Origin of the sequence: Streptomyces sp. NPDC048255 (genome assembly GCF_040652415.1) — a bacterium.
GTDB lineage: Bacteria > Actinomycetota > Actinomycetes > Streptomycetales > Streptomycetaceae > Streptomyces.
This window is the reverse complement of record NZ_JBEZMA010000010.1, coordinates 24,016-44,919: the sequence shown is the minus strand read 5'-3', so window position 1 is coordinate 44,919 and position 20,904 is coordinate 24,016. Positions and strand designations below refer to the sequence as shown.

Here is a 20,904-nt window from a genome sequence, read left to right as displayed (position 1 = left end):
ACTGGGGCGCGCGGGGGTGGGAGGGGGGTGCCCCGCTGACCGGGTTTCTAGCACGCATATGAATGAGCGCTCAAGAGGCGCGTAAGAATCGCAACTCGGGTGAGCGTATTGATCGATCGCTCTGTTTGTTGCTCCTTCGCTCCTGTTGCTCCTGTTGCTCCTTCGCTCCTGCTGCTCCTGCCGCTTCGGTTGCTCGCCGGTCACAGCCGGACGGCCTCGACGGTGCGCCCGCGCCGGGCCCGCTCCGCGGCCAGTACGGTCAGGTGGCTGATCAGGGACTCCCGCGGGCCGGAACGCACCAGACCCGGGTCGGCGGTGGCGACCGCGCGGACGAAGGCGTCCATCAGCCCCGCATCCCCGCCTCCGTGTCCCCCGGCGGCGTCCATCGCCCCCGCGGCGGCGGGGCTGAGGACCTCCTCGGTGCGGGTCAGGAAGTCGTAGACCCGCAACTGCCTGCCGTCGCCCCGGAGTTCGCCGCGCGTGCCGAAGACCCGGGTCTGGCGGTCCGCCTGCTCGGTGAACGCGGTCATGGTGAAGGTGGCGGTGGCCCCGGAGGCGAACTCCAGCGCCACCACCTGGTGGTCGACCACGTCGTTGTCGCAGGCGTAGACGCAGCGCCCGTACGGGCCCTCCCGCAGCGCGGTCTCCAGGGCCCGCGGGGTGAACTCGTCGATCACCACGCTCAGCGGCCAGCCGTGCCGGCCCTGGGCGAGCCGGTCGCCGTAGTCGCGGGTGGCGGAGTACGGGCAGGTGGTCTCCACCGTGCAGTCCAGACAGCGGTCGGCGGCTCCGGCGGGCCGGTTCTCGGTCCGGAAGTGGGAGAGGCGGCCGAAGCTCGACACGCGCGCCGGGGGCCCGCCGAGCACGTACTGGAGCCAGTCCAGGTCGTGGCAGGACTTCGCCATCAGCATGGTGGTCGCCTCGTCCGCGCGGCGCCAGTTGCCGCGTACGAACGAATGCGCCTGGTGCCAGAACCCGACCGGTTCAAGGTGCTGCACGCTGACGACGTCCCCGATCCGGCCGGAGTCGAGCACCTCCTTCAGGGCCCGCGTGTAGGCGGTGTAGCGCAGCACGTGGCCGACGGAGAGGATCACCCCGGCGTCCTCCACCGCGGCCACGATGCGCCGGCACTCGTCCTCGGTCAGCGCCATCGGCTTCTCGAGCATGATGTGGTAGCCGAGCGCGGCGAACGCCAGGACCGGCTCCAGGTGTTCCCGGTCCAGGGTGCAGATCAGCACCGCGTCCGCGACGCGTCCGCGCGCTGCCAGCTCCCGCCAGTCGGCCACCACCGCTCCGGGCGCCAGGGCGTGGTCCGCCGCGAACCGGTCCCGCCGGACCGCGCGCGGCTCGGCCACCGCGACGACCCGGGCCCGCTCCGGGTGCGCGAGCGCCCAGCGCGCGTGCGCGGACCCGCGGTCCCCGGCACCGACGACCGCAAGAGTGACTCCGGAAGGCATCCGTTCCCCGTCCCTGTTCGCTGTCCCGGCGCACCCGGTACGGGGCGCGAGGCTAGCGAGCACGGACGCCCCGGACAAGACGGAACGGAGGAGTGCCGCGGGGTGAACGGACGTACGGATGCCGGGGCGTTCGGACGCACCGGCGGCGGTCAGCGCCCGAACAGGCGGAACAGCCCGCCGCCGTCAGCCCGCCGTCCCTCCCGCACCGCCTGGCGGAAGTCCGCGCGGGTGTCGATCAGTTCGTCGACCAGCCAGCGGGGACCGCCGAAGCCGATCTGGAGGCGGTGCAGCAGGGGTTTGACCAGCGCCAGGGCCCGGGCGGGATCCCCGGCCTCGCCGATGCTGCGGACCACCCGGTAGCCCACCTCCACGTCGCCCTCCTCGACCAGGCCCTCCAGGTCGGGGAAGAGCCGTGCGTACAGCGCTGCGGCGGCGGCGAAATCACCGACCAGCCAGGCGTCGTGCGCCAGCCGGCGCCATACGTCGAGCAGCACCGGGCTGTCGGCGGGCAGGCCCCGTTCCAGATCGGGCAGCAGCGGTCCCAGCCAGGCGCGCTGGCTCTCCGCCCGCTCGGGGGTGCGCGGGTCCCACTGACCGTCGAGGGCGCCGTTGCCGCGGTGCAGGGCCTTGGCGAGGTGGTACCGGGCGGTCAGCGTGACGGGGTGGAGCGGTCCGAGCACCCGGCCCGCCTGTTCGATGATCTCGCGGAGCTCTCCCTCGTGGCGGCGCCCGTCGCCGGGGCCGCGGGCCGCCGCCTCGCCGGTGGACGTGGCGCGCGCGGTGATCGTGTCTGGGTGTTCGAGGCCGAGGACCCGCATCATCCTGGGCAGTACGCGTTCCAGTTCGGCCCCGGAGCGGCCGCGTACGGCCATGGCCCGGTGGTAGGCAGCCCGTACCGTCAGTGGGTCGTTGGCGCCGAGTTCCTCCGTCAGGTCGGTGACCAGGGCGCCCAGTCGTTCCGTCTGGTCGGCCGGGGCGTCCTCCACCAACTGGGCGAGCCGGCGGCGCAGCAGGGTCCGTACCGGGTCGTCGGCCGACTCCAGCAGGGTGCCCGGTACGGTCGGCGGGTAGGGCGGCGGGGCCGGCACCCGCGGTGCCCCGCCCGCCGGTGCGGCGTCCATGTCTGTCGATTCCGGCTGCCGGTCCCGGACGATCGCCGCCAGCCGTGCGGTCACCTCGCGGGCGTTCGCGGGGCGGTGGCGCGGGTCCTTGGCGAGCAGGTCCAGTACGAGCGGGTCGAGCGCGGCCGGCAGCCCCGGGCGGAGCGAGCTGGGGGCGGGCGGCGCGGCCTGGAGGTGCTGGCCGAGAGCCTCGTACATGTCGCGGGCGGTGAAGGGGTGGGTGCCGGTGACGAGTTCCATGAGCACGCAGCCCAGGGCGTACAGATCGGACCGCCCGTCGACGGGGACCCCGCCCGCGCCACCGGTCCAGCGCTCGGGCGCCATGTAGGGGAACGAGCCGATGACCATGCCCGTGGCCGTCAGATCCGTCCCGGAACCGCCCTGGGCCTTGGCGATGCCGAAGTCCAGGACCTTCGCCACCCGGCCCTCGGTGATCATCACGTTGGCCGGCTTGACGTCCCGGTGGACGACTCCCGCGTCGTGCGCGGCGCCGAGAGCCGCGGCGACCTGCATCGCCCAGTCCAGGGCGTCGGCGAGCGGCGGTACCCCGCCGGCCAGGACCTCGGCGAGACTGCGGCCCTGGAGCAGCTCCATCACCAGGAAGACAGCGTTCCGTCCGGCGTGCCGGGTGCGGCCGAAGTCGTGCACGGTGGCGATGTTGGGATGGGCGAGGTTTCCGGCGAGGCTCGCCTCGCGCTCGAACCGGCGCGTGTCCTCAGGGGTTTCGGGATAACCGATCTTGACCGCGACCCAGCGGCCGACCCGGCTGTCGCGGGCCCGCCACACCTCGCCGAATCCACCCCGGCCGAGCAACTCGTCCAACTCGTACCGGTCTTCGATCAGTTCCCGCACCCGCTCGGCCCCCGTATCCCCGTGATCAGCGCCTCCGCCAGGAGCATTATCCGCGACCCCGCGGGGGCGGGCCGAGGGGCGATGGGCGGAGGTGATGCAGGAGCCTTGCAATTCGTCGACTCTGCGGACGATCCGGGCGGCGGGATGTATCGTCACGGCCAGGGCCTCGCCGCAACCCCCGTCGGCGAGGCCCTGCCCCGACCCTGCTGCCCGGCCGCCGTGGCGGCGGGCTCCTGACGGCCCAGAGCGCTTCCAGCCGGGCCGTGCCGCTACCCTGCGGACCCGGCACGAGGGCCCCCTCCGTCACCTTCCGCTCACCGCTCCCGCAAGGGTGGCGCACGCATCCCGCCCCAGGGCAACGGTATTGGGCCACGGGCCTTGTGCGGGGGCCTCCAGGCGGGCAGGCTCGGGGCATGAACACAGCTAGGCACGCCAGTGAACAGCTGATGAGTTGGCCTGCGCTCAGCGAAGGCCGCCCGGCGTGTGGCGCCGGACTCGGACTGAACGCCGGCTCGCGGGAGATCGTCCACTTCCACGGGACACACGAAGCCGATGTGCACCTCACCCGTCCCATGATCACAAAACTCCGGCCGGCCCTCGCCGGCTCCACGGCCATCCGGCTGTCCACCGGATCGGACTGGGTGACGGTGCGTCTGGAGATCAGCTCCGACGTCGACCTGCTGGCCACTCTCGTCAGCGCCGCACTCCAGGCGGCCACCCGGTCCGCGCACGACGCGGCCGAGAACGGCGGGCGGCCGGACCCCTGCACGCACCAGGGCAGCCGGGTCGTCGTGGGAGCCGCCTGAGTCCAGGCCCGAGGCCGGGTTCAGCTGCCGGACGCGAAGGCGAGGATGCCGGGGACCGCCTCGCGCAGGCTCGTGAAGTGGCGGTGCACACCCTCCACCGCCACGGGCGCGTTGACGCCCCATACGGTCATTCCGGCGCGCAGCCCTGACCGCACACCGGCGGGGGCGTCTTCGACGACCAGGCAGTCACCGGGCGCGGCGCCGAGCCGTTCGGCGGCCAGCAGGTAGGGGACGGGGGAGGGCTTGCCCTCCGTGATGGAGGCCGCGTCCACGACGACCTCCGGGACCGGCAGGCCGGTCCGGGCGAAGCGTCCGCGCACCCGGTGCCCGTAGTTGGAGGTCACCAGCGCCCAGGCTCCCGACGGCAGGGCGCCGAGCAGCTCGGACGCGCCGTCGAACGCCGCGTAGCTGCCGGACCGGACGTCCTCGTCCTCCAGCTCGTGCAGCGCGGCGAGGCACTCCTGCGGATCCCGGCCGGGCAGCACGTGGGCGAAGGTCTCCACCGGCCGTGTCCGCAGTGCCACCTCGTAGACCTCGTCCGGGTCCAGCCCGTGGCGCCGCGCCCACACTCCCCAGACCCGGCGCTGGTTGTCCACCGCGTCCATCAGCGTGCCGTCGACGTCGAAGAGGACGTACTTCGGGTGGGGGCCGGTCCGAGGCCGGGGTGCGGGTTCGTCGATCATGTCCCGATCATGCCAGCAGGCCCCACCGGCGCCGGGCTCAGGTGCCGGGCTCAGGCATCGGGCTCAGGCATCGGGCCTCCGCGGCGGCGGGCGCGACGCCCGTGGCCCCGCGGCCACCGGCTGCCCTCTGCCGCGTGCGGCGTGACAATGGTGGTGAGGGATGCGCCTGCCGCTGTGGAGAGGCGGGTCGGTGAGGTGCCGTACATAGCTGTGACCGCCCTGAGCCACGTCGGGCTGATCCGTGAGCACAACGAGGACAGCCTCGTCGTCGGCCCGTGGACGCTGTGCGCGACCGTGACCCAGAACCCGCAGACCCTCGTGTTCCCCCTGGGCAGGCCGCTCGTCGTCGCCGTCGCCGACGGGCTCGGCGGGCAGCCGGGCGGCGAGGTGGCCAGCGCGCTCGTCGTCCGCAGGATCTCCACCCTCGGGGCCGCCCTGGACGGCGCGGAGGCCCTCGGTGACGCACTGGACGTGTGCAATCGCGAGCTGTACGCGGCCGCCGACGGCCGGCCCGAGCTCGCGACCATGGGGACCACGGTCGCGGGGCTCCTCGTACTGGCGGAGTCGCTGCTGGCGTTCAACGTCGGCGACAGCAAGGTGTACGAGGTGACGTGGGAAGGCCTGCGCCAGCTGAGCGTGGACGACAGCCCGCCGCCGGAGCCGGGACGGCGCACCACCTCGGTCGTCACCCAGACGCTCGGCGGAACCCGGGGGTTCAGCCCCGTCGTGCCGCATGTCAGCACCCGGGAGTTGTCCGTGGGCGGACGCTACCTCGTGTGCAGCGACGGACTGACCGACCCGGTCCCCGACGAGGCGATCGACAGCCTGCTGGCGGTGCACGACGACGGCAAGGCCGCCTTCGAGCTGTGGAAGGCCGCCATCGAGGCCGGCGGCCCCGACAACATCACGCTCGCCCTGGTGCGCATCGGCGAGTAGCCGGGCGCCGCCCGGTCGCCGCCCGGGCGACGGCGTACGTCGCGGGCAAGTCCTCGGCGCTTCCTCCCTCTTGACGTTGACAGGGTCCTCCGGGCGTGCCCTACAGTAGAAAATGTAACACTCGTTCAATGTCTTGCGATCGTTCAAGTTGTTCAGACCGAACGGAAGGGCCCTGACGTGGCCAACGTCTACCGAGAGCTGTTCCGCGCACCCGGATCCGTGGCCTTCTCGGCCGCCGGTTTCGTGGGGCGCATGCCGATCTCCATGACCGCGATCGGCATCATCACGATGCTCAGCCAGATGCGCGGCGAGTACGGGCTCGCCGGAGCCGTGTCCGCGACCTTCACCCTCTCCACGGCCTTCTTCGGGCCGCAGATCTCCCGCATCGTCGACCGGAAGGGGCAGAGCAGGGTGCTGCTCCCCGCGACCGGGGTCAGCGTCGCCTCCATGGGCGTCTTACTGCTCTGCGCGCGCTACGACGCCCCCGTGTGGAGCCTGTTCGTCTTCGCCGCGCTCGCCGGGACCCTGCCCAACATGGCGGCGATGGTGCGCGCCCGCTGGACCCACGTGTACCGGGACTCGCCGCGCCTGCACACCGCCTTCTCACTGGAGTCGGTCGTCGACGAGATGACCTTCGTCGTCGGGCCCGCGCTGTCGGTGGCCCTGTCCACCGCGCTGTTCCCCGAGGCCGGACCGCTGGTCGCCGTCGCCCTGCTGGCCGTGGGCGTCCTGCTGTTCGTACCGCAGAAGCGCACCGAACCGCCCGTGCACGCCCCCGCCGACGTCGCCTCGGCCGGCGGCTCGGCGATCCGCAACGGCTCCGTACGCATCCTCGCGCTGCTGCTCGTGGCCGGCGGCGCCATCGTCGGCACCGTGGACGTGGTCAGCGTCGCCTTCGCCGAGGAGCGGGGCGCGCCGTCGAGCGCGGGCATCGTGCTGTCCGTCTACGCCGTCGGCTCCGCGCTCGCCGGACTGGTCTTCGGCGCGCTCGACACCAAGGTGCCGCTGCCCCGGCTGCTGCTGCTCGGGGCCACGGGCACGGCGCTGACGACCCTGCCGCTGCTCCTCGTCGGCAACATCGCGACGCTCTCCGTCGCCGTCTTCTTCTCCGGCATCTTCTTCGCCCCCACCATGATCGTCGTCATGGGCATGGTCGAGAAGAGCGTGCCGCCCGCGCAGCTGACCGAGGGCATGACCTGGGCCATCACGGGACTCAGCGTGGGCGTGGCGCTCGGCGCCGCCGTCTCCGGGAACATGGTCGACGAATTCGGGCCCCGCGGCGGCTTCTTCGTCGCCATCGCGGCAGGCGCCACCGCCCTGCTCCTGGCCCTGTTCGCCCGGGGGCCGCTGACCCGGCGGCTGGCCGGGCGTCAGGAGGCGGCGCCCGCCGGCGCCGGGGCGGCCGGGACCGCCGATGCGGCCCGGGCGACCGAGGTGCGTTCGTGACCGGCGGGTATGGTCTGGAGCGGACGGTCGGGCGCAGGGCGGGAGTGACAGTGGGCGAGACGGTGGGTGAACCGACCACGGACGGCCGCCGCCTGAAGGGCGAGCGCCGCAAGCGGGAGCTGATCGACGCCACCGTGCAGGTCGTCGCCCGCGAGGGCGTGGCCGGGGTGAGCCACCGGGCCGTGGCCCGCGAGGCCGGCCAGCCGCCGACCGCCGCCGCGTACTACTTCAAGAGCATCGACGACCTCCTCACCGCCGCCCTCACCCGCTGCATGGCCCAGGACGCCGCGCGGATGCGTGCGCTGACGGACGGCACCGGCGGCGGCCCCGGGGGCCTGCGGGCGCTCGCCGAGCTGATGTCGGCCGTGGTCGCCCGGCCGGACCACCTGCTCGCCGAGTACGAGCTGTACCTGCTCGCCGCCCGCCGCCCGGAGCTGCGCGGGCCCACCCAGGACTGGCTCGATGCGATCGCCGAGTTCGGGCGATGTCATACGGACGACCCGGTCCGCCTGCGGATCCTCAGCGGGGTCATGGACGGCCTGCTGATGCAGGCGCTGCTGACCGACACCCCGCCCACGGCGGACGAGTTCGAAGAGGTCCTGCGGGCCGTCCTGCTCTGACGCCGCCGCGAGGGGTACGGCGGCGCGCCGAGCGGTTCGCCGCTCCGGCCCGCCCCGGTCTGCCCGGTCCCGGCCCGGCCCCGGTCCTGTTCCGCGGTGACCCGGCGCGGCAGCTGCCGCGCCCCGAGCCCGGCGGGCCGCCGCCGTACCCCGCCGTGGCCCCGCGGCCCCGATGGCCGGTCCCCGCCCCTCGCTCTCCATATCGAGCCGCGCCCTTCGGCGCGTTTTTGTACCATGACGCCAGTTCAAGTAAGGAGCAAGCCTTGTTAACGGAACTTACACAACGGCATCTCCCGTTGATTTCAAGGGCGCACGAGGTGCTGCGCAGCCGCGAGCACTGGTCCCCCTACCCGGAAGATCCGGCCGCGTACGGGGACCAGGGCGCCGCCGAGGGCGAGCGGGCCTTCCGGGAGCGCCTCGGCCGCCCCTTCGCCCTCGACCAGCCCGGCCGGGACGCAACCGTGGGTCCCGCCGCCGAGGACGGCGGCGAGGTCTCCCCGTACGGCTTCCCGCTCGGCATCTCCTACCCGCACAGCGACCCGGCCGTCCTGCTGCCCGCGATGCGCGCGGCGATGCCGCCGTGGCGCGCGGCCGGGCCCGACGCGCGGGCGGCCGTGTGCGCGGAGATCCTCGCCAGGCTGGCCTCCCGCAGCCACGAACTGGCCCGGGCCGCCATGCACACCAGCGGCCACAACCCCGTGATGGCCTTCCACGCGGGCGCCGCCCACGCACTCGACCGCGGGCTGGAGGCCGTGGCGCAGGCCCACGCCGAGCAGACCCGGCTGCCCGCCGCGCTGACCTGGCGCAAACCACTGGCCGATGGCCGGATCTTCGCGCTCGACAAGTCGTTTTCCGCCGTTCCCCGGGGCATCTCCCTGCTGGTGGCCGGCTCCGTCTTCCCCACCTGGAACGGCTACCCCGGCCTCTTCGCCTCCCTGGCCACCGGCAACGCCGTCCTGGTCAAACCGCACCCGCGCGCCGTACTGCCCCTGGCGCTGACCGTCCGCACCGCACGCGAGGTGCTGATCGAGGCCGGCTTCTCCCCGGACCTCGTCGCCCTCGCCCCCGAACGGCCCGGCGAGGCCCTGGCGAAGCGGCTGGCCGTACACCCCGACGTCGCCATCGTCGACTACGCCGGCACCACCGCCTTCGGCGGCTGGCTCACCGCCAACGCGACCCAGGCGCAGGTGTACACGAGCACCTCGGCCGTCAACAGCCTCCTCGTGGAGTCCACTCCGCACTACCGCGACATGCTCGACAACCTGGCCTTCAGCCTCGCCCTCTACAGCGGACAGCTGTGCACCAGCCCGCAGAACATCCTGGTGCCCCGCGACGGCATAGCCACCGACCAGGGCCACAAGACCTTCGACGAGGTCCTCGCCGACCTCGGCGCGGCCCTGGACCGGCTGCTCGCCGACGACGCCGCGGCGGCCGCCGTACTCGGCGCGCTCTACGCCCCGCACGTGCGCGAACGCGTCGAGTTCGCCGACTCGGGCCGGCTGGGCACCGTCGCCCACCACACCCGCGCCGTGGTCCACCCCGACTTCCCCGACGCGGTCGTGCGCACCCCCGTACTGCTCCGGCTCGACGCCGCACGCGACCGGGACCGGGTGACCCTCGCCGCCGAGTGGCCGGGACCCGTCGTCCTCGTCGCAGCGGTCGACTCCGCCCGCGCCGGGGTCGCACTGATCGCCCGTACCGTCCGCCACAGCGGCGCCCTCTCCGTCGGCGCGTACACCACCTCCCCGGACGTGGAACGGGCCCTGGAGGACGCGTGCGCCGACAGCGGGGTCATGCTCTCGCTGAACCTCACCGGGGACTGGTACCTCACCCAGTCCGCCGTCTACTCCGACCTGCACGGCACCGGCCTCAACCCGGCCGGAAACGCCAGCTACTGCGACGCCGCCTTCGTCGCGAACCGCTTCCGCACCGTCGCCGTGCGCCGCAAGGCCGCCGACGGCTTCATGTGACCCGGAGGTCGTCCGTGTTCGTCACCTCACTCGACCTTCCGCTGCGAGGACGCGAGCGCGAACTCGCCCACATCCGCGACGTCCTGGTGCACGGCTGCACCGAAGGGAGCGCCCTGCTCGTCATCGAGGGCCCGCCGGGCTCCGGCAAGACGAGGCTGCTGCGCTCGTGCGCGACCATGGCACAGGAGATGGGGTACGCGATGGCCGACCGCCCGACCACCGGGCGACGGGACGACTCCCCGCGCCCCCGGTACAAGCACGGGCCGTTCACCCGGCACGGACTGCGCTCCGGCCTGGGCCTCGGCCGGGCGCACACCGGCCCGCCGCTGCTGCTCCTGATCGACGAGGCCGACCGGCTCGGCGCGGAAGCCCTGGAGACCCTGCTGGCCAGGCGGGCCGGCCTGCACGGCCACCACGCGGTCTCGGTGGTCGCCCACCGCAGCGGCAAGGGCCCCGAGTCCATCGGCGCGGTGCTCGCCACGCCCACCGGCCGCCGCGACCGGCTGACCCTCTCCCCGCTGGCGCCCGCCGCGTCGGCCCTGCTCGCGGCCGACGTGCTCGGCGTGCCCGCCGCGCCCTCCCTCATCGAACTCGTCGACCAGGCCGAGGGACTTCCCCGGCTGATCGTCGCCCTCCTGACCGGACTGCGCGAGGAGCAGGGCCTGCGCATCGCCGACGGCGAGGCGCACCTCGCCGGCCGAGGGCTCCCGCAGAGGGTGCGGGCGGAGGTCGCCGCCACGATGGAGACCTTCTCGCCCGACTGCCGCCAACTGCTGCGCATGGCCGCCGTCCTCGGGCGGGAACTGGAGTACGAGGTGCTGGCGCCGATGCTGCGCACCTCCCCCTCGGGGATGGTCCAGCTGATGGACGAGGCCGTCGCGACGGGCGCCGTGCACAGCGACGGCGTACGGACGGTCTTCCGCAGCGAACTGCTGCGCCGCCTCATCGCGGGCTCGGTGCCCGCCTCCCTCAAGCGGGCGCTGCTGCGGGAAGCCCAGGAGGCGCGCCGGCCCCGGGTGCCGGCGGCGCGCACCGCCGCACCCGGGGGCGGGCCCGGACCCGGGTACCAGAGCCGGCCCGGGAGCGTGCCGCTGAACGACCGGCAGAGCGCCGTCGTCCGGCTCGTGGCGGAGGGGCTGACCAACCAGCAGATCGCCCACAGGCTGGAGGTCTCCCCGCACACCGTCAACTACCACCTGCGCAAGCTGTTCCACAGCTACGGCGTCCGCTCGCGCATCGACCTGCTGCGGGCCGTGGAGCGGCAGCGGGAGGCCGCTCCACGGCTCACGGGGTGAGGACCAGCCCGCCCGCCCGGGTCCTCCGGGCGGCCGGGCTCAGCCTGCGGCCGGCCGCAGGTAGCGGTCCAGTGCGTTGTCCGGCAGCAGCCTCGCCAGGGCCACCAGCCGTTTCACGTCCGTCCCGACCCGGTAGCGGGTCCTGGGCCGGGCGTCGGTCAGCGCTCGGCGCACGCTGTCGGCCGTCACTGCCGGGGTGGTCCGGCTGGCCCGGGCCGCCTGCTCGCTCTCGTACAGGAAGCGGTTGAACCGGATGCGGTAGAGCTCGGCCAGCTCCCCGGGCATGCCGTCCAGCGCCTCCCGGCCCAGCCCGGTGACCTTGTCCCAGATCGGCGTCAGGACGGCTCCCGGCTGGACCACGCTCACCGCGACCCCGAACTCCCGCAGCTCCCGGCGCAGTACGTCGCTCAGCGCCTCCTTGGCGAACTGGGCAGACGCGTACGCGCCGAGGTACGGCAGGGCCACCGTCCCCAGGCCCGAGGTGACGTTGACCAGGCGGCCCTGCGTCCTGCGCAGCTGCGGGAGGAAGGCCTGGGTGACGGCGAGCTGGCCCACCACGTTGGTGTCGAACTGCCAGCGCAGCCGCTCGGGCGTCACGCACTCCAGCGGGGCCGGCACGCACACCCCCGCGTTGTTGACCAGGCCCCACAGGCCCTGCCCGCCGGTGTCCCGGTCGATGCGGGCGGCGGCCTCGCGGATCTGCCCGGCATCGGTGACATCGACCCGTACGGCCCTCAACAGGCCGTCCGGGGAGGCCTCCTCCAGCTCCTTGCCGGCGCCCTCGTCACGCACTCCGGCGAAGACCCGGAAGCCCACCCGGTCCAGGTGCAGCGCGCAGGCCCGGCCCAGGCCGCTGGAGGCCCCGGTGATCAGGACGGCACGCCCGTGGGGCGCGAGGGGCTTCCTACTGGGTGCGGGCATGGCCGCTCTCCTCCACGGTGGCAGGGGCAGGGGCAGGGGCAGGGGCAGGGACGGGGGCAGGGAAGGGCGCGGTGCGGCGGCCGGCGCCGGGGAAGGACAGCGCCCCCTCCAGCGTCGCCACGAGCTTGCGCTCGGGCATGAAGCGGAAGTACGCGTCGCGCACGGGCCGCCGCACCGGGTTCTCGGACTGCTCGAACTCGCTGATCGAACGCGAGGCGGCGACCATGCCCCGTGTCCGCTCGCGCCGTTCGTCCTCGTAGCGGCGCAGTGTCCGCGGCACGTCGGTGGCGTCGCCCAGGTGCCGGGCGAGGACGGCGGCGTCCTCCAGCGCCATCCCGGAGCCCTGGCCCAGGCTGGTCAGCATGGGGTGGGCCGCGTCGCCGAGCAGGGTCACGGGCCCCCTGCCCCAGCGTTCGAGGAACACGCGGTCCCGGGAGGGCACCGCCAGGATCGCCTCGGGCGGGGTGACGTCGATGGCCTGCCCCACCTCCTCGGCCCAGCCCGCGAAGGCCGCGGCCACCCCCTCCTTGCCGCCCCGCCAGTCGGCGGACTCGTGGGCGGGCATGTTCTTGGTGCCCCACCAGTAGAGGAGCCCGTTGCCCATGTCGACCATGCCGAAACGCCGGCCGCTGCCCCAGTAGTGCGTCACGGAGCCCGGCGTGAACCGCGGGTGGCTGAAGGGGGTCAGCGCGAGCCAGCAGATGTAACCGCTGTCCCGCGACTCCTCCGGGCCGCCCACCAACTGCCGCCGGACCGCCGAACCGAAGCCGTCGGCCCCGATCAGCACGTCACCGTGTGCCTCGGTGCCGTCCTCGAACCCCACCCACACCTGCTGGGTCCGCTCGTCCACCGCGATCTCGCGGGCGGCGGCCCCGAGCCGCAGCGGGATGCCGTCCGCGGCGGCGAGGAGCGCCTGCTGGAGCTCGGACCGGGTGATCAGCACGCTGGGCACCCCCAGCCGGGCGATGATCGACGGGAAGGGGAACTCCCTGATCAGCCGCCCCCGCGCGGTGCGCACGTGGTACGACTCCAGCACCTGGCCCCGCTTCTCCAGCCCCAGGTCCAGGCCGATGGAGTCCAGGGCCGCGATGGCGTTGCTCATCACCGAAAGCCCCGAACCCGCCGCCCGCAGCTCCGTGGCCCGTTCGTGGATCTCGACGTCCAGCCCCGCCCTGCGCAGCGCGGCGCCGGCCGCGAGGCCCCCGATACCGGCCCCGATCACGATCGCCTTCATGTCCGCCCTCACTTCCCGATCAGTTCGGTGACGACCCGGACCACGTGTTCGATGTGCGGTTCCTCCATGATCGTCAGATGGTCGCCCGGTACGTCGAGGACCGTGAGCTCGCCGCTGGTGCGCTCGCGCCAGCCGTTCGCCGGATCCCGGTGCATCGAGTCGATGGCCGTGTGCATGGAGTCCAGGACCTCGGGCAGCGGCTCCGAGGCGTGGATGAGGACCATGTCCTGGTCCACCACCTCGGGCCGGTACGCGAACGCCCCGCGCCAGTTCGCCTCGTACACGTCGAACAGCCGCCGTACGAGGACCCCGGTGCTGCCCGCCGGGAGCACCCCCTCGTCCGCCGCGAGCCGGGCGATGAAGTCGAACTTCTCGTCCAGGGTCCGCAGCCGGGACGGGATCAGCTCCAGCGGTGAGTCGCCGCCGCGCCGCAGCCACAGCAGCTCCCAGAAGAACCAGCCCAGCAGTGCGTCGTCGTGGGTGCGCAGCCGGCGCCCCGGATTGAGGGCCGTGGTGTCCAGCAGGATCAGCTTGCCGACCTCCTCGCCCGCCGCCCGCAGCTGCCGGGCGATCTCGAAGGCCACGAAGCCCCCGAAGGACCAGCCGCCGATCAGGTACGGGCCGCTCGGCTGCACCTCGCGCATCCGCGCCACGTAGCTCGCGGCGATCTCCTCCACGCTGCGCAGCGGATCGCTGCCCGGGGCCACACCGGCGGCCTGGAAGGCGTAGAACGGCCGGTCCTGCGGCAGGTACTTGGCGAACCGGACGTAGCACAGGACGTTGCCGCCCATGGGGTGGACGAAGAACAGCGGGGGCCGGTCGCCCTGGTCCCGGATGGGCACGAGCGGATCGAAGGCCGCCACCGCCCCTCCGGCACGCAGCCGGGCCGCCAGCTCCGCCACCGTCGGCGCGGAGATGAACTCGGACAGCGGGACACCGATGCCGAAGCGCTGCTCGATCCTGACCACGAGGCGCATCGCGGTCAGTGAAGTGCCCCCCAGGTCGAAGATGTTGTCGTGCACGCTGACCTCGGGCAGCTGGAGCAGCTCGCCGAGCATGTCGGCCAGGACGCGCTCGTACGCGTCGCGCGGGGCGGTGGCGTCGGCGGACACCGAGGCCGTCAGCCGCATCTCGCGCAGCGCCTTGTCGTCGCGCTTGCCGCTGGGGGTGAGCGGCAGCTCCGGGAGCCACTGGACGTGCGAGGGCACCATGTAGTCGGGCAGCGCCGAACGCAGCTGCTTCATCAGCTGTTCCAGGTCGGCCCGCTGCGGGTCGCCCGTCAGGAACGCGGCGAGGAAGGAGTCGTTGCCCTCGCGGCGGCGGGCCACGACGGCCGCCCCGGTCAGGCCGGGGTGATCGGCCGCGAAGCGGGTGATGGCGAGTTCGACCTCGGCCGGCTCGACGCGGAACCCCCGCACCTTGACCTGCGCGTCGGAGCGTCCCAGGCACACCACGGAGCCGTCGGGCAGGACCAGGCCGAGGTCGCCGGTCCGGTACAGACGCTCGTCGGGTGCCCCGCCGGGACGGGGCACGAACCGCTCCGCGGTGAGCTCCGGCTGCCCCGCGTACCCGCGGGCCAGGCAGATGCCGCCCAGGTGGATCTCGCCCTTGACGCCGGGGGGCACGGGCCGCATCCGCGCATCCAGGACCAGCACCTCCGCGCCGTCGATGGGCACGCCGATCGGCGGCAGCGCGGGGAAGCGCAGCGGATCGCCGGTCATGGTGTGGCTGGTGACGACATGCGACTCGGTGGGCCCGTACTGGTTCTCCAGGATGACCCCGGGCAGGGCCTGGCACAGGGCGCGTATCTCGTCCGTCACCCGCAGCTGCTCGCCCGAGGAGAGCAGCGCCCGCAGTGCGCGGGGGACGGTGTCCAGCGCCAGGGCGGTCTCCGCGAACTGCTGGAGGGCCACGTACGGGAGGTACAGGCGCTCGGCGCCCTCGCGGTCCAGCAGGCGCAGCAGGCCCGGCATGTCTCGGCGCTCGCCCTCGGACACCAGGAGCAGGGTGCCGCCGCCGCAGAGCGTGGAGAAGATCTCCTGGAAGGAGACGTCGAAGCTCAGGGGCGCGTACTGGACGGTGGTGCCGCCCACCACGCCGCTGGGGATCGAGTTCTGCCAGGCGACGAGGTTGGCGAGCGAGCGGTGGGGCATCTCGACGCCCTTGGGCAGGCCGGTGGATCCGGAGGTGAAGAGCAGGTAGGCGATGGAGTCCGGGTCGATCACGGGCAGCGCGTCGTCGTCCGGGCCGGCTGTGGCCCTACGGTCCGCCGCCGTGCCCGTGGCGGGTCCGTCCGCCCCGTCCGCCCCGTCCGCCCCGCCCGTCCCGCCGGCTTCGGAGGTCTCCGCGGTCTCCGGGAACAGTTCCTCGGCGGCCAGCACCGGGGAGGTGCCGTCGAGCTGCTCGGCGTACGCGCGGTGGGCGACCACGCGGAACGGCCGGGCCTGCTCCAGCATGGAGGCGATCCGCTCGCGCGGGTAGCCGGTGTCGAGGGGCACGGTGGCGCCGCCCGCCTTGAGGACGCCGAGGATCACGGCGACGGTCTCGGGGGAGCGGTCCATGGCGATGCCGATCCGGTCACCGGGGGCCGCTCCGAGGGCCAGCAGCCGGCGCGCGACGCGGCCGGCCCGGGCGTCCAGCTCGGCGTAGCTCAGCCGCCGGTCGCGGAAGACGAGGGCGGTGGCCTCCGGGGTCCGGGCGGCCTGCGCCTCGAAGGCGCGTACGACGTCGGGGGCGTGCGCGGCGGCCGGGCGCGCCGGTACCCGTGCGCCGGCCTCGGTGAGGAAGGCGAAGTCGGCCCGCTCCGAGGGGTGTTCCACGACCCGGCGCAGGATGTCGGTGAAGCGCCGGGTGTACAGGTCGGCCTGCTCGGGGGTGAAGAGGCGCCCCTGGTAGTCCATCCGCAGCCAGATGCGGTCGTCGGCCGGTTCGGTGACGGCGTTGACCAGGAGCGAGAAGTTGGTCTCCTCCCAGGTACGGAAGTCCAGCGAACGCACGCCCGGCAGGCCGAAGACGGCGGCGAGCTGGCGGAAGTGGATGTAGTTGAAGGCGGTGTCGAGGACCGTGGTGCCGAGGTCCTCCTGGATGGCACTGAGCGGGTAGCGGCGGTGCGGGTGGCTGTCCTGCTCGGCGCGGAAGGCTTCGCGGACGACGGACAGCCAGCTGTCCGCGGCGGCCGTGTCGAGCCGGACCGGCATGGTGTTGAGGAAGAGGCCGGCGATGCGTTCGGCGTCCTCCCGCGCGGGCCGGCCGTGGGTGACCAGGCCGGTGGTCACGTCGTCGCTGCCGGAGAACAGGCGCAGCGTGAGCAGGTGCGCCGCGAACAGGACGGACTTCACCGGCAGGGTGTGGGCGCGGGAGAACTCCCGTACCGCGCCGACGAGTCCGGCGGACAGGTCGACGCGCCGGGTGATCAGCTCCTCGCCGCCGGGCGCCGTGTGCGGGCGGAAGGCGTCGAGCTGGAGCAGCTTGGCGCCCGCCAGGGTGCGGCGCCAGTAGTCCCTGGTCCGCGGGGATTCCAGGGCGCGCCGTTCGGCGACGATGTGGTGCGCGGCCGAGGGGAGGTCGAGCTCAGGGACGGGCCCGATGTCCTGGCCGAGCGTGTGCGCGTAGTCCTGGAGGAGTTCGCGGACGAGGTTCGCGACGCTTCCGCCGTCGAGGAGGGCGTGGTGGAAGCTGAGGACCAGCTCCACCGTCCCGGGCAGTGCGTGGACCCGCAGGTGGTAGAGCGGGGGACGCTCGAACTCGTACGGCCAGAAGCGGCGCTCTTCGATGTGAGCGGTGATCTCGCTCTGGGCGGCGGCCGGCGGCAGCCCGCGCAGGTCGGCGACGTCCAGGGCACGCTCGACCGTGGTGTCCACGATCTGGAGGGGCTCGGAGAACCCGCCGAGGTCGAAGGAGGACCGCAGGACGGGGTGGCGGGCCACGAGCCGGTCGAACGCGCCCGTGAAGAGCTCCGCGTCCCAGTCCACGGCGAGGCTGTACTGGAACACGTCGCGGTAGACGGCCGAATCCTGCTCGGCCCGGCTGTGGTAGAGCAGACCCAGCTGGAGGCGGCTGACGGGGTAGGCGTCGGCCCGGCCCTCCAGACGGGCCCGGTCCACACCGGCGACGAGCGCGAACGGGGCCAGGTCCGGGGCGGATCCACCCGCGTCCGCGTCGCTCCGGGTCACGGCGGCCAGGGCCGCGACGGTGGGCCTGCGCATCAGGTCGCTCAGATCGAAGGTGAGCCCCCGCTTGTGCGCCTGTACCAGGACGCGCAGCATCAGGATCGAGTCGCCGCCGAGGGCGAAGTAGTCGTCGTGGACACCCACCTGCTCGACGTCGAGCACCTCGGCCCACACCTCCGCGAGCGCCGCCTCGACGGCCGTGCGCGGAGCCGTGTACGCCGTGGTGGGCACATCGGGCGCGGCCGGTTCGGGCAGCGCCCGGCGGTCCGCCTTGCCGTTGGGCGTCAGCGGCACGGCGGCGATCCGCACGAAGTACGCGGGGAGCATGAACTCGGGCAGTGTGCGGGCGAGTTCGGCGCGCAGCCGGAGCGGGTCGAGCTCCTCGTCGGCGACGTAGTAGGCCGCGAGGTGGGTGCCCCGGGTGGCGCTGTTCCGGTCCACGGCGAGGGCGTCGCGCACCCCGGGGACGGCGGCGAGGGCCGCGGCGACCTCGCCGAGCTCGACGCGGTTCCCGCGGATCTTGACCTGGCCGTCGATCCGGCCGAGGTATTCGAGGGAGCCGTCGGCGAGGCGGCGCGCCAGGTCGCCCGTACGGTACATGCGTCCGCCCGGGACGAAGGGGTCGTCCGTGAACTTCTCGGCCGTCAGCTCGGGGCGTTCGAAGTAGCCGCGGGCCACCTGGACGCCGCCGATGCACAGTTCACCGGGCAGGCCCACGGGCTGCGGCTCGCCGTGCGCGTCGAGCACGTACAGCCGGGTGTTGTCGACGGGCCGGCCGATGGGCACGCGCCGCACCGGCTCGCCGGGTACGGGGGCGCAGTCGTGGTACGAGACGTCGACGGTGGCCTCGGTCGGACCGTACAGGTTGACCAGGCGCGGCCCGTCACCGGCGAAGACGCGGTGGAACTGCTCGACCCGGGCCGGGGAGAGGGCCTCGCCGCTGCAGAACACCTGCCGCAGGCTCGCCGCGTCGGCCCGCAGCGCGGGGTGGTCCTCCAGCAGGTCCAGGAACGGGCCCAGCATGGAGGGCACGAAGTGCGCCGTCGTGACCCCGCGTGCGGCGATCGTGGCGAGGAGGGTGCGGGGATCGCGTTCGCCGCCGGGCGCGAGCAGCGCCAGCGAGGCACCCTCGACGGCCCACCAGAACAGCTCCCACACGGACACGTCGAAGGAGACGGGAGTCTTCTGGAGGAGCACGTCCCCGGCGCCGATCGGGTACCGGGACTGCATCCAGGCCAGCCGGTTGACGACGGAGTGGTGCTCGACCATGACCCCCTTGGGGGTGCCGGTGGATCCCGAGGTGTAGATGACGTACGCGACGTCGCGCGGCCCGGCGCCCGCCCCGGCCGGCACCGTGTCGGCCGGCACACCGGCCGTGTCGTCGGGTATTTCGTCCACGCGCAGGACGGGGACCCCGGCGGCGGTCCGCGGCTCCGGCGAGCCCGGACCGGTGAGGACGGCGCCCGCCCGGCTGTCGGACAGCAGGAAGGCGATCCGGTCGGCCGGGTAGCCGGGGTCGACCGGCACGTACGCGGCGCCGGACTTGAGCACGCCGAGCAGGGCGGGCAGGGTGTGCGGGCCGCGCTCCAGGAGGACGGCCACACGGTCGCCGGTGGCGATCCCGCGGGCCCGCAGGGCGCGGGCGACCCGCTCGGCCCGGGCGTCGAGCCCGGCGAAGGTGAGCGCAGCGTCCGGGTCCGCGGCGTCGACGACGGCGATCCGTTCCGGGGTGCGGGCGGCCTGCTCCTCGAAGAGGCCGTGCAGGGTCATGTCGTCCCGGTAGGGCACGACGGCTCCCTGGTCCCGCTCGGTCAGCCGCTCGCGCTCCCCGGCGTCGAGGACGGGCAGGGTGGACGCGGGCCGTCCGGGCTCCTCGACGGCCGCCCGCAGGAGGCGGCCGAGGTGCGCGGCCACGGCCTCGATGGGGAGGTCCTCGTCGAAGACGTCGACGGCGTAGTCGAGGTCGACGCGCAGCGGGCCGTCGTCCTCGAAGGCGTGCACCATCACGGACAGGGCGTCCTGGTGGTGGACGGGAGCGGCGATGACGGTCTCGTGGACGACGCCGTCGGGAGCCGGGGGCCGGGGGAAGCGAAGGTAGGAAAGGGTGATGTCGAAGAGCCGGCGCTCGCCGGGGACGGCGGGCGCCTCGCGCAGTACGTCGCCCAGGGCCAGCCGCTCGTGTCCGCGCAGGGCGTCCGCGTCCGCGCGGATCCCGGCGGCGAGCTCCTTCAGCGAGGCCTCCTCGCCGACGCCGACGCCGACGCGGACGCGCAGCGGCAGGCTGTTGGCGAACTGGCCGACGGTGGCCAGCTCGCGCTCCGTGCGGCGGTTGAGGAACGGGACGCCGAGGACGATCTCCTCGGTCCGGTGCACCCGGGCGAAGTAGGAGGCGAACGCGGCGGCGAGGAAGGCGAACGGGGAGCTGCCTCCCTTACGGATGCGGGCGACGAGGTCCCCGTCGACGGTGAAGCCGTGCCGTCCGCGCCGCTCGGCGCCGCCCCGGGGCAGCCGGTCCGGCGAACGCGGGAACAGCGCGGGCGTCACGCCGTCCAGGGCCGCGCGGTGGAAGGCGCGGTCGGCCTCCTGCTCGGCGGAACCGGCGTAGCGGGCGTCGGCCTCGGCGAAGTCGGCGTAGGACGGCGTGGCGTCGCCGAGGCCGTCGCTCGTGCTGCTCGTACCGCTGATGCTGCTTGTGCTGCTCGTGCTGCTCGTGTCGGCGCCGTCGGCTGCGTCGGCCCCGTCGGCCGCGCGGGGGGCTGCGGCGCCGGTGAGCTCCGCGTAGCGCGCCCAGATCCGGAGGCTGATCCGGTTCAGCGCCCAGGCGTCGGCGACGATGTGGTGGGCGTTGATGTGCAGGTGGACCACGGCGCCGCCCTCGCGGACCACGGCGGCCGAGAAGGGCGGGACACCGGCCCTCAGGTCGAAGGGCTGGGCGAGAGAACGTTCCTTCAGCTGCTCGACCGCGGCCTCGGGATCCTTCTCCCCGGACAGGTCGAATTCGCCCACCCATTCCTCGTCGCCCGCGCGGGAGCAATCCGCGAACCATTGAAAAGGAATTCCGTCCCGCTCGCCGAAGCGGAGCGAGAATGCATCACTGGCGCGCAGTACGTGCGCTGTTGCCGCCCGCAGGGCCGGCAGGTCGATTTCCCCGGACAGCCGTTCGTGGAGGACCACGTTGAACTGCGGGTCGTTCGGGGTCCGGGACTCGGCGGCCCAGATGTCACGCTGGTAGGAGGTGAGTGGGAGGGTGCGGCGGACAGCCACAGCTTTTCCTCACTTTCGGATCTTGTCGGCCAAATGAAAATCCGCAATCGAATTCCTCCGAAATCGTAGGCAGGGCACTACTTGAAGATCCACTACCGGAACGAGTGGCCCGACTACTCGTTTGAGTAGC

General features: G+C 73.5%; 12 protein-coding genes. 6 read left to right on the top strand and 6 right to left on the bottom strand.

The features are described from left to right. Positions 1-200 precede the first annotated feature (200 nt). Both AB0D94_RS11365 and AB0D94_RS11360 read right to left on the bottom strand, forming a co-directional pair. Positions 201-1,457: a Gfo/Idh/MocA family oxidoreductase gene (locus tag AB0D94_RS11365; RefSeq protein ID WP_362049232.1), complete on the bottom strand. Its 1,257-nt coding sequence runs from the start codon at positions 1,455-1,457 to the stop codon at positions 201-203. Positions 1,458-1,606: 149 nt separating this feature from the next. Continuing rightward, positions 1,607-3,430 (bottom strand): serine/threonine-protein kinase, encoded by a 1,824-nt coding sequence (locus AB0D94_RS11360; RefSeq protein WP_362049229.1) that lies wholly within the window; start codon positions 3,428-3,430, stop codon positions 1,607-1,609. A gap of 413 nt (positions 3,431-3,843) precedes the next feature. Here AB0D94_RS11360 and AB0D94_RS11355 point away from each other — a divergent pair, with 413 nt between their 5' ends. After that, positions 3,844-4,236: a luciferase family protein gene (locus tag AB0D94_RS11355; protein ID WP_362049226.1), complete on the top strand. Its 393-nt coding sequence runs from the start codon at positions 3,844-3,846 to the stop codon at positions 4,234-4,236. 20 nt (positions 4,237-4,256) lie between these two features. Here the strand turns inward: AB0D94_RS11355 and AB0D94_RS11350 are convergent, their stop codons facing one another. Next, positions 4,257-4,919 (bottom strand): HAD-IA family hydrolase, encoded by a 663-nt coding sequence (locus AB0D94_RS11350; RefSeq protein WP_362049223.1) that lies wholly within the window; start codon positions 4,917-4,919, stop codon positions 4,257-4,259. Between the two features lie 195 nt (positions 4,920-5,114). Between AB0D94_RS11350 and AB0D94_RS11345 the strand changes: the two genes are divergently transcribed. The 5 genes from AB0D94_RS11345 to AB0D94_RS11325 all read left to right on the top strand — a co-directional run bounded on the left by AB0D94_RS11345 (position 5,115) and on the right by AB0D94_RS11325 (position 11,186). Continuing rightward, entirely contained in the window at positions 5,115-5,855 is a 741-nt protein-coding gene (locus tag AB0D94_RS11345) for a PP2C family serine/threonine-protein phosphatase (protein ID WP_362049220.1), read from the top strand. A gap of 177 nt (positions 5,856-6,032) precedes the next feature. After that, a complete protein-coding gene (locus AB0D94_RS11340; protein WP_362049217.1) occupies positions 6,033-7,301 on the top strand; it encodes an MFS transporter in 1,269 nt (422 codons plus the stop codon). Then, positions 7,298-7,921 (top strand): TetR family transcriptional regulator, encoded by a 624-nt coding sequence (locus tag AB0D94_RS11335; RefSeq protein ID WP_362049214.1) that lies wholly within the window; start codon positions 7,298-7,300, stop codon positions 7,919-7,921. The genes AB0D94_RS11340 and AB0D94_RS11335 overlap by 4 nt, the downstream gene beginning before the upstream one ends. A gap of 227 nt (positions 7,922-8,148) precedes the next feature. Then, entirely contained in the window at positions 8,149-9,891 is a 1,743-nt protein-coding gene (gene paaN / locus AB0D94_RS11330) for a phenylacetic acid degradation protein PaaN (RefSeq protein ID WP_362049211.1), read from the top strand. Positions 9,892-9,905: 14 nt separating this feature from the next. After that, positions 9,906-11,186 carry a LuxR C-terminal-related transcriptional regulator gene (locus tag AB0D94_RS11325; RefSeq protein ID WP_362049208.1) on the top strand — a complete coding sequence of 427 codons (1,281 nt, stop codon included), beginning with the start codon at positions 9,906-9,908 and terminating at the stop codon, positions 11,184-11,186. Positions 11,187-11,225: 39 nt separating this feature from the next. Here the strand turns inward: AB0D94_RS11325 and AB0D94_RS11320 are convergent, their stop codons facing one another. Genes AB0D94_RS11320 through AB0D94_RS11310 form a run of 3 tightly spaced genes read right to left on the bottom strand, consistent with a single transcriptional unit; the run spans position 11,226 to position 20,774 of the window. After that, positions 11,226-12,107, bottom strand: coding sequence for an SDR family NAD(P)-dependent oxidoreductase (locus tag AB0D94_RS11320; protein WP_362049205.1), 882 nt, complete (start codon positions 12,105-12,107; stop codon positions 11,226-11,228). After that, positions 12,091-13,341, bottom strand: a complete 1,251-nt coding sequence (locus AB0D94_RS11315; protein ID WP_362049202.1) for an FAD-dependent monooxygenase — start codon at positions 13,339-13,341, stop codon at positions 12,091-12,093. The genes AB0D94_RS11320 and AB0D94_RS11315 overlap by 17 nt, the downstream gene beginning before the upstream one ends. An 8-nt stretch (positions 13,342-13,349) precedes the next feature. Next, on the bottom strand, positions 13,350-20,774 hold the full coding sequence (locus AB0D94_RS11310; protein WP_362049199.1) for an amino acid adenylation domain-containing protein: 7,425 nt from the start codon (positions 20,772-20,774) through the stop codon (positions 13,350-13,352). Positions 20,775-20,904: the final 130 nt, after the last annotated feature.

Coding starts and splice junctions, on each gene's coding strand:
- AB0D94_RS11365 (WP_362049232.1), bottom strand. CDS start 1,457: ATGCCTTCCGGAGTCACTCTTGCGGTCGTCGGTGCCGGGGACCGCGGG.
- AB0D94_RS11355 (WP_362049226.1), top strand. CDS start 3,844: ATGAACACAGCTAGGCACGCCAGTGAACAGCTGATGAGTTGGCCTGCG.
- AB0D94_RS11350 (WP_362049223.1), bottom strand. CDS start 4,919: ATGATCGACGAACCCGCACCCCGGCCTCGGACCGGCCCCCACCCGAAG.
- AB0D94_RS11320 (WP_362049205.1), bottom strand. CDS start 12,107: ATGCCCGCACCCAGTAGGAAGCCCCTCGCGCCCCACGGGCGTGCCGTC.
- AB0D94_RS11315 (WP_362049202.1), bottom strand. CDS start 13,341: ATGAAGGCGATCGTGATCGGGGCCGGTATCGGGGGCCTCGCGGCCGGC.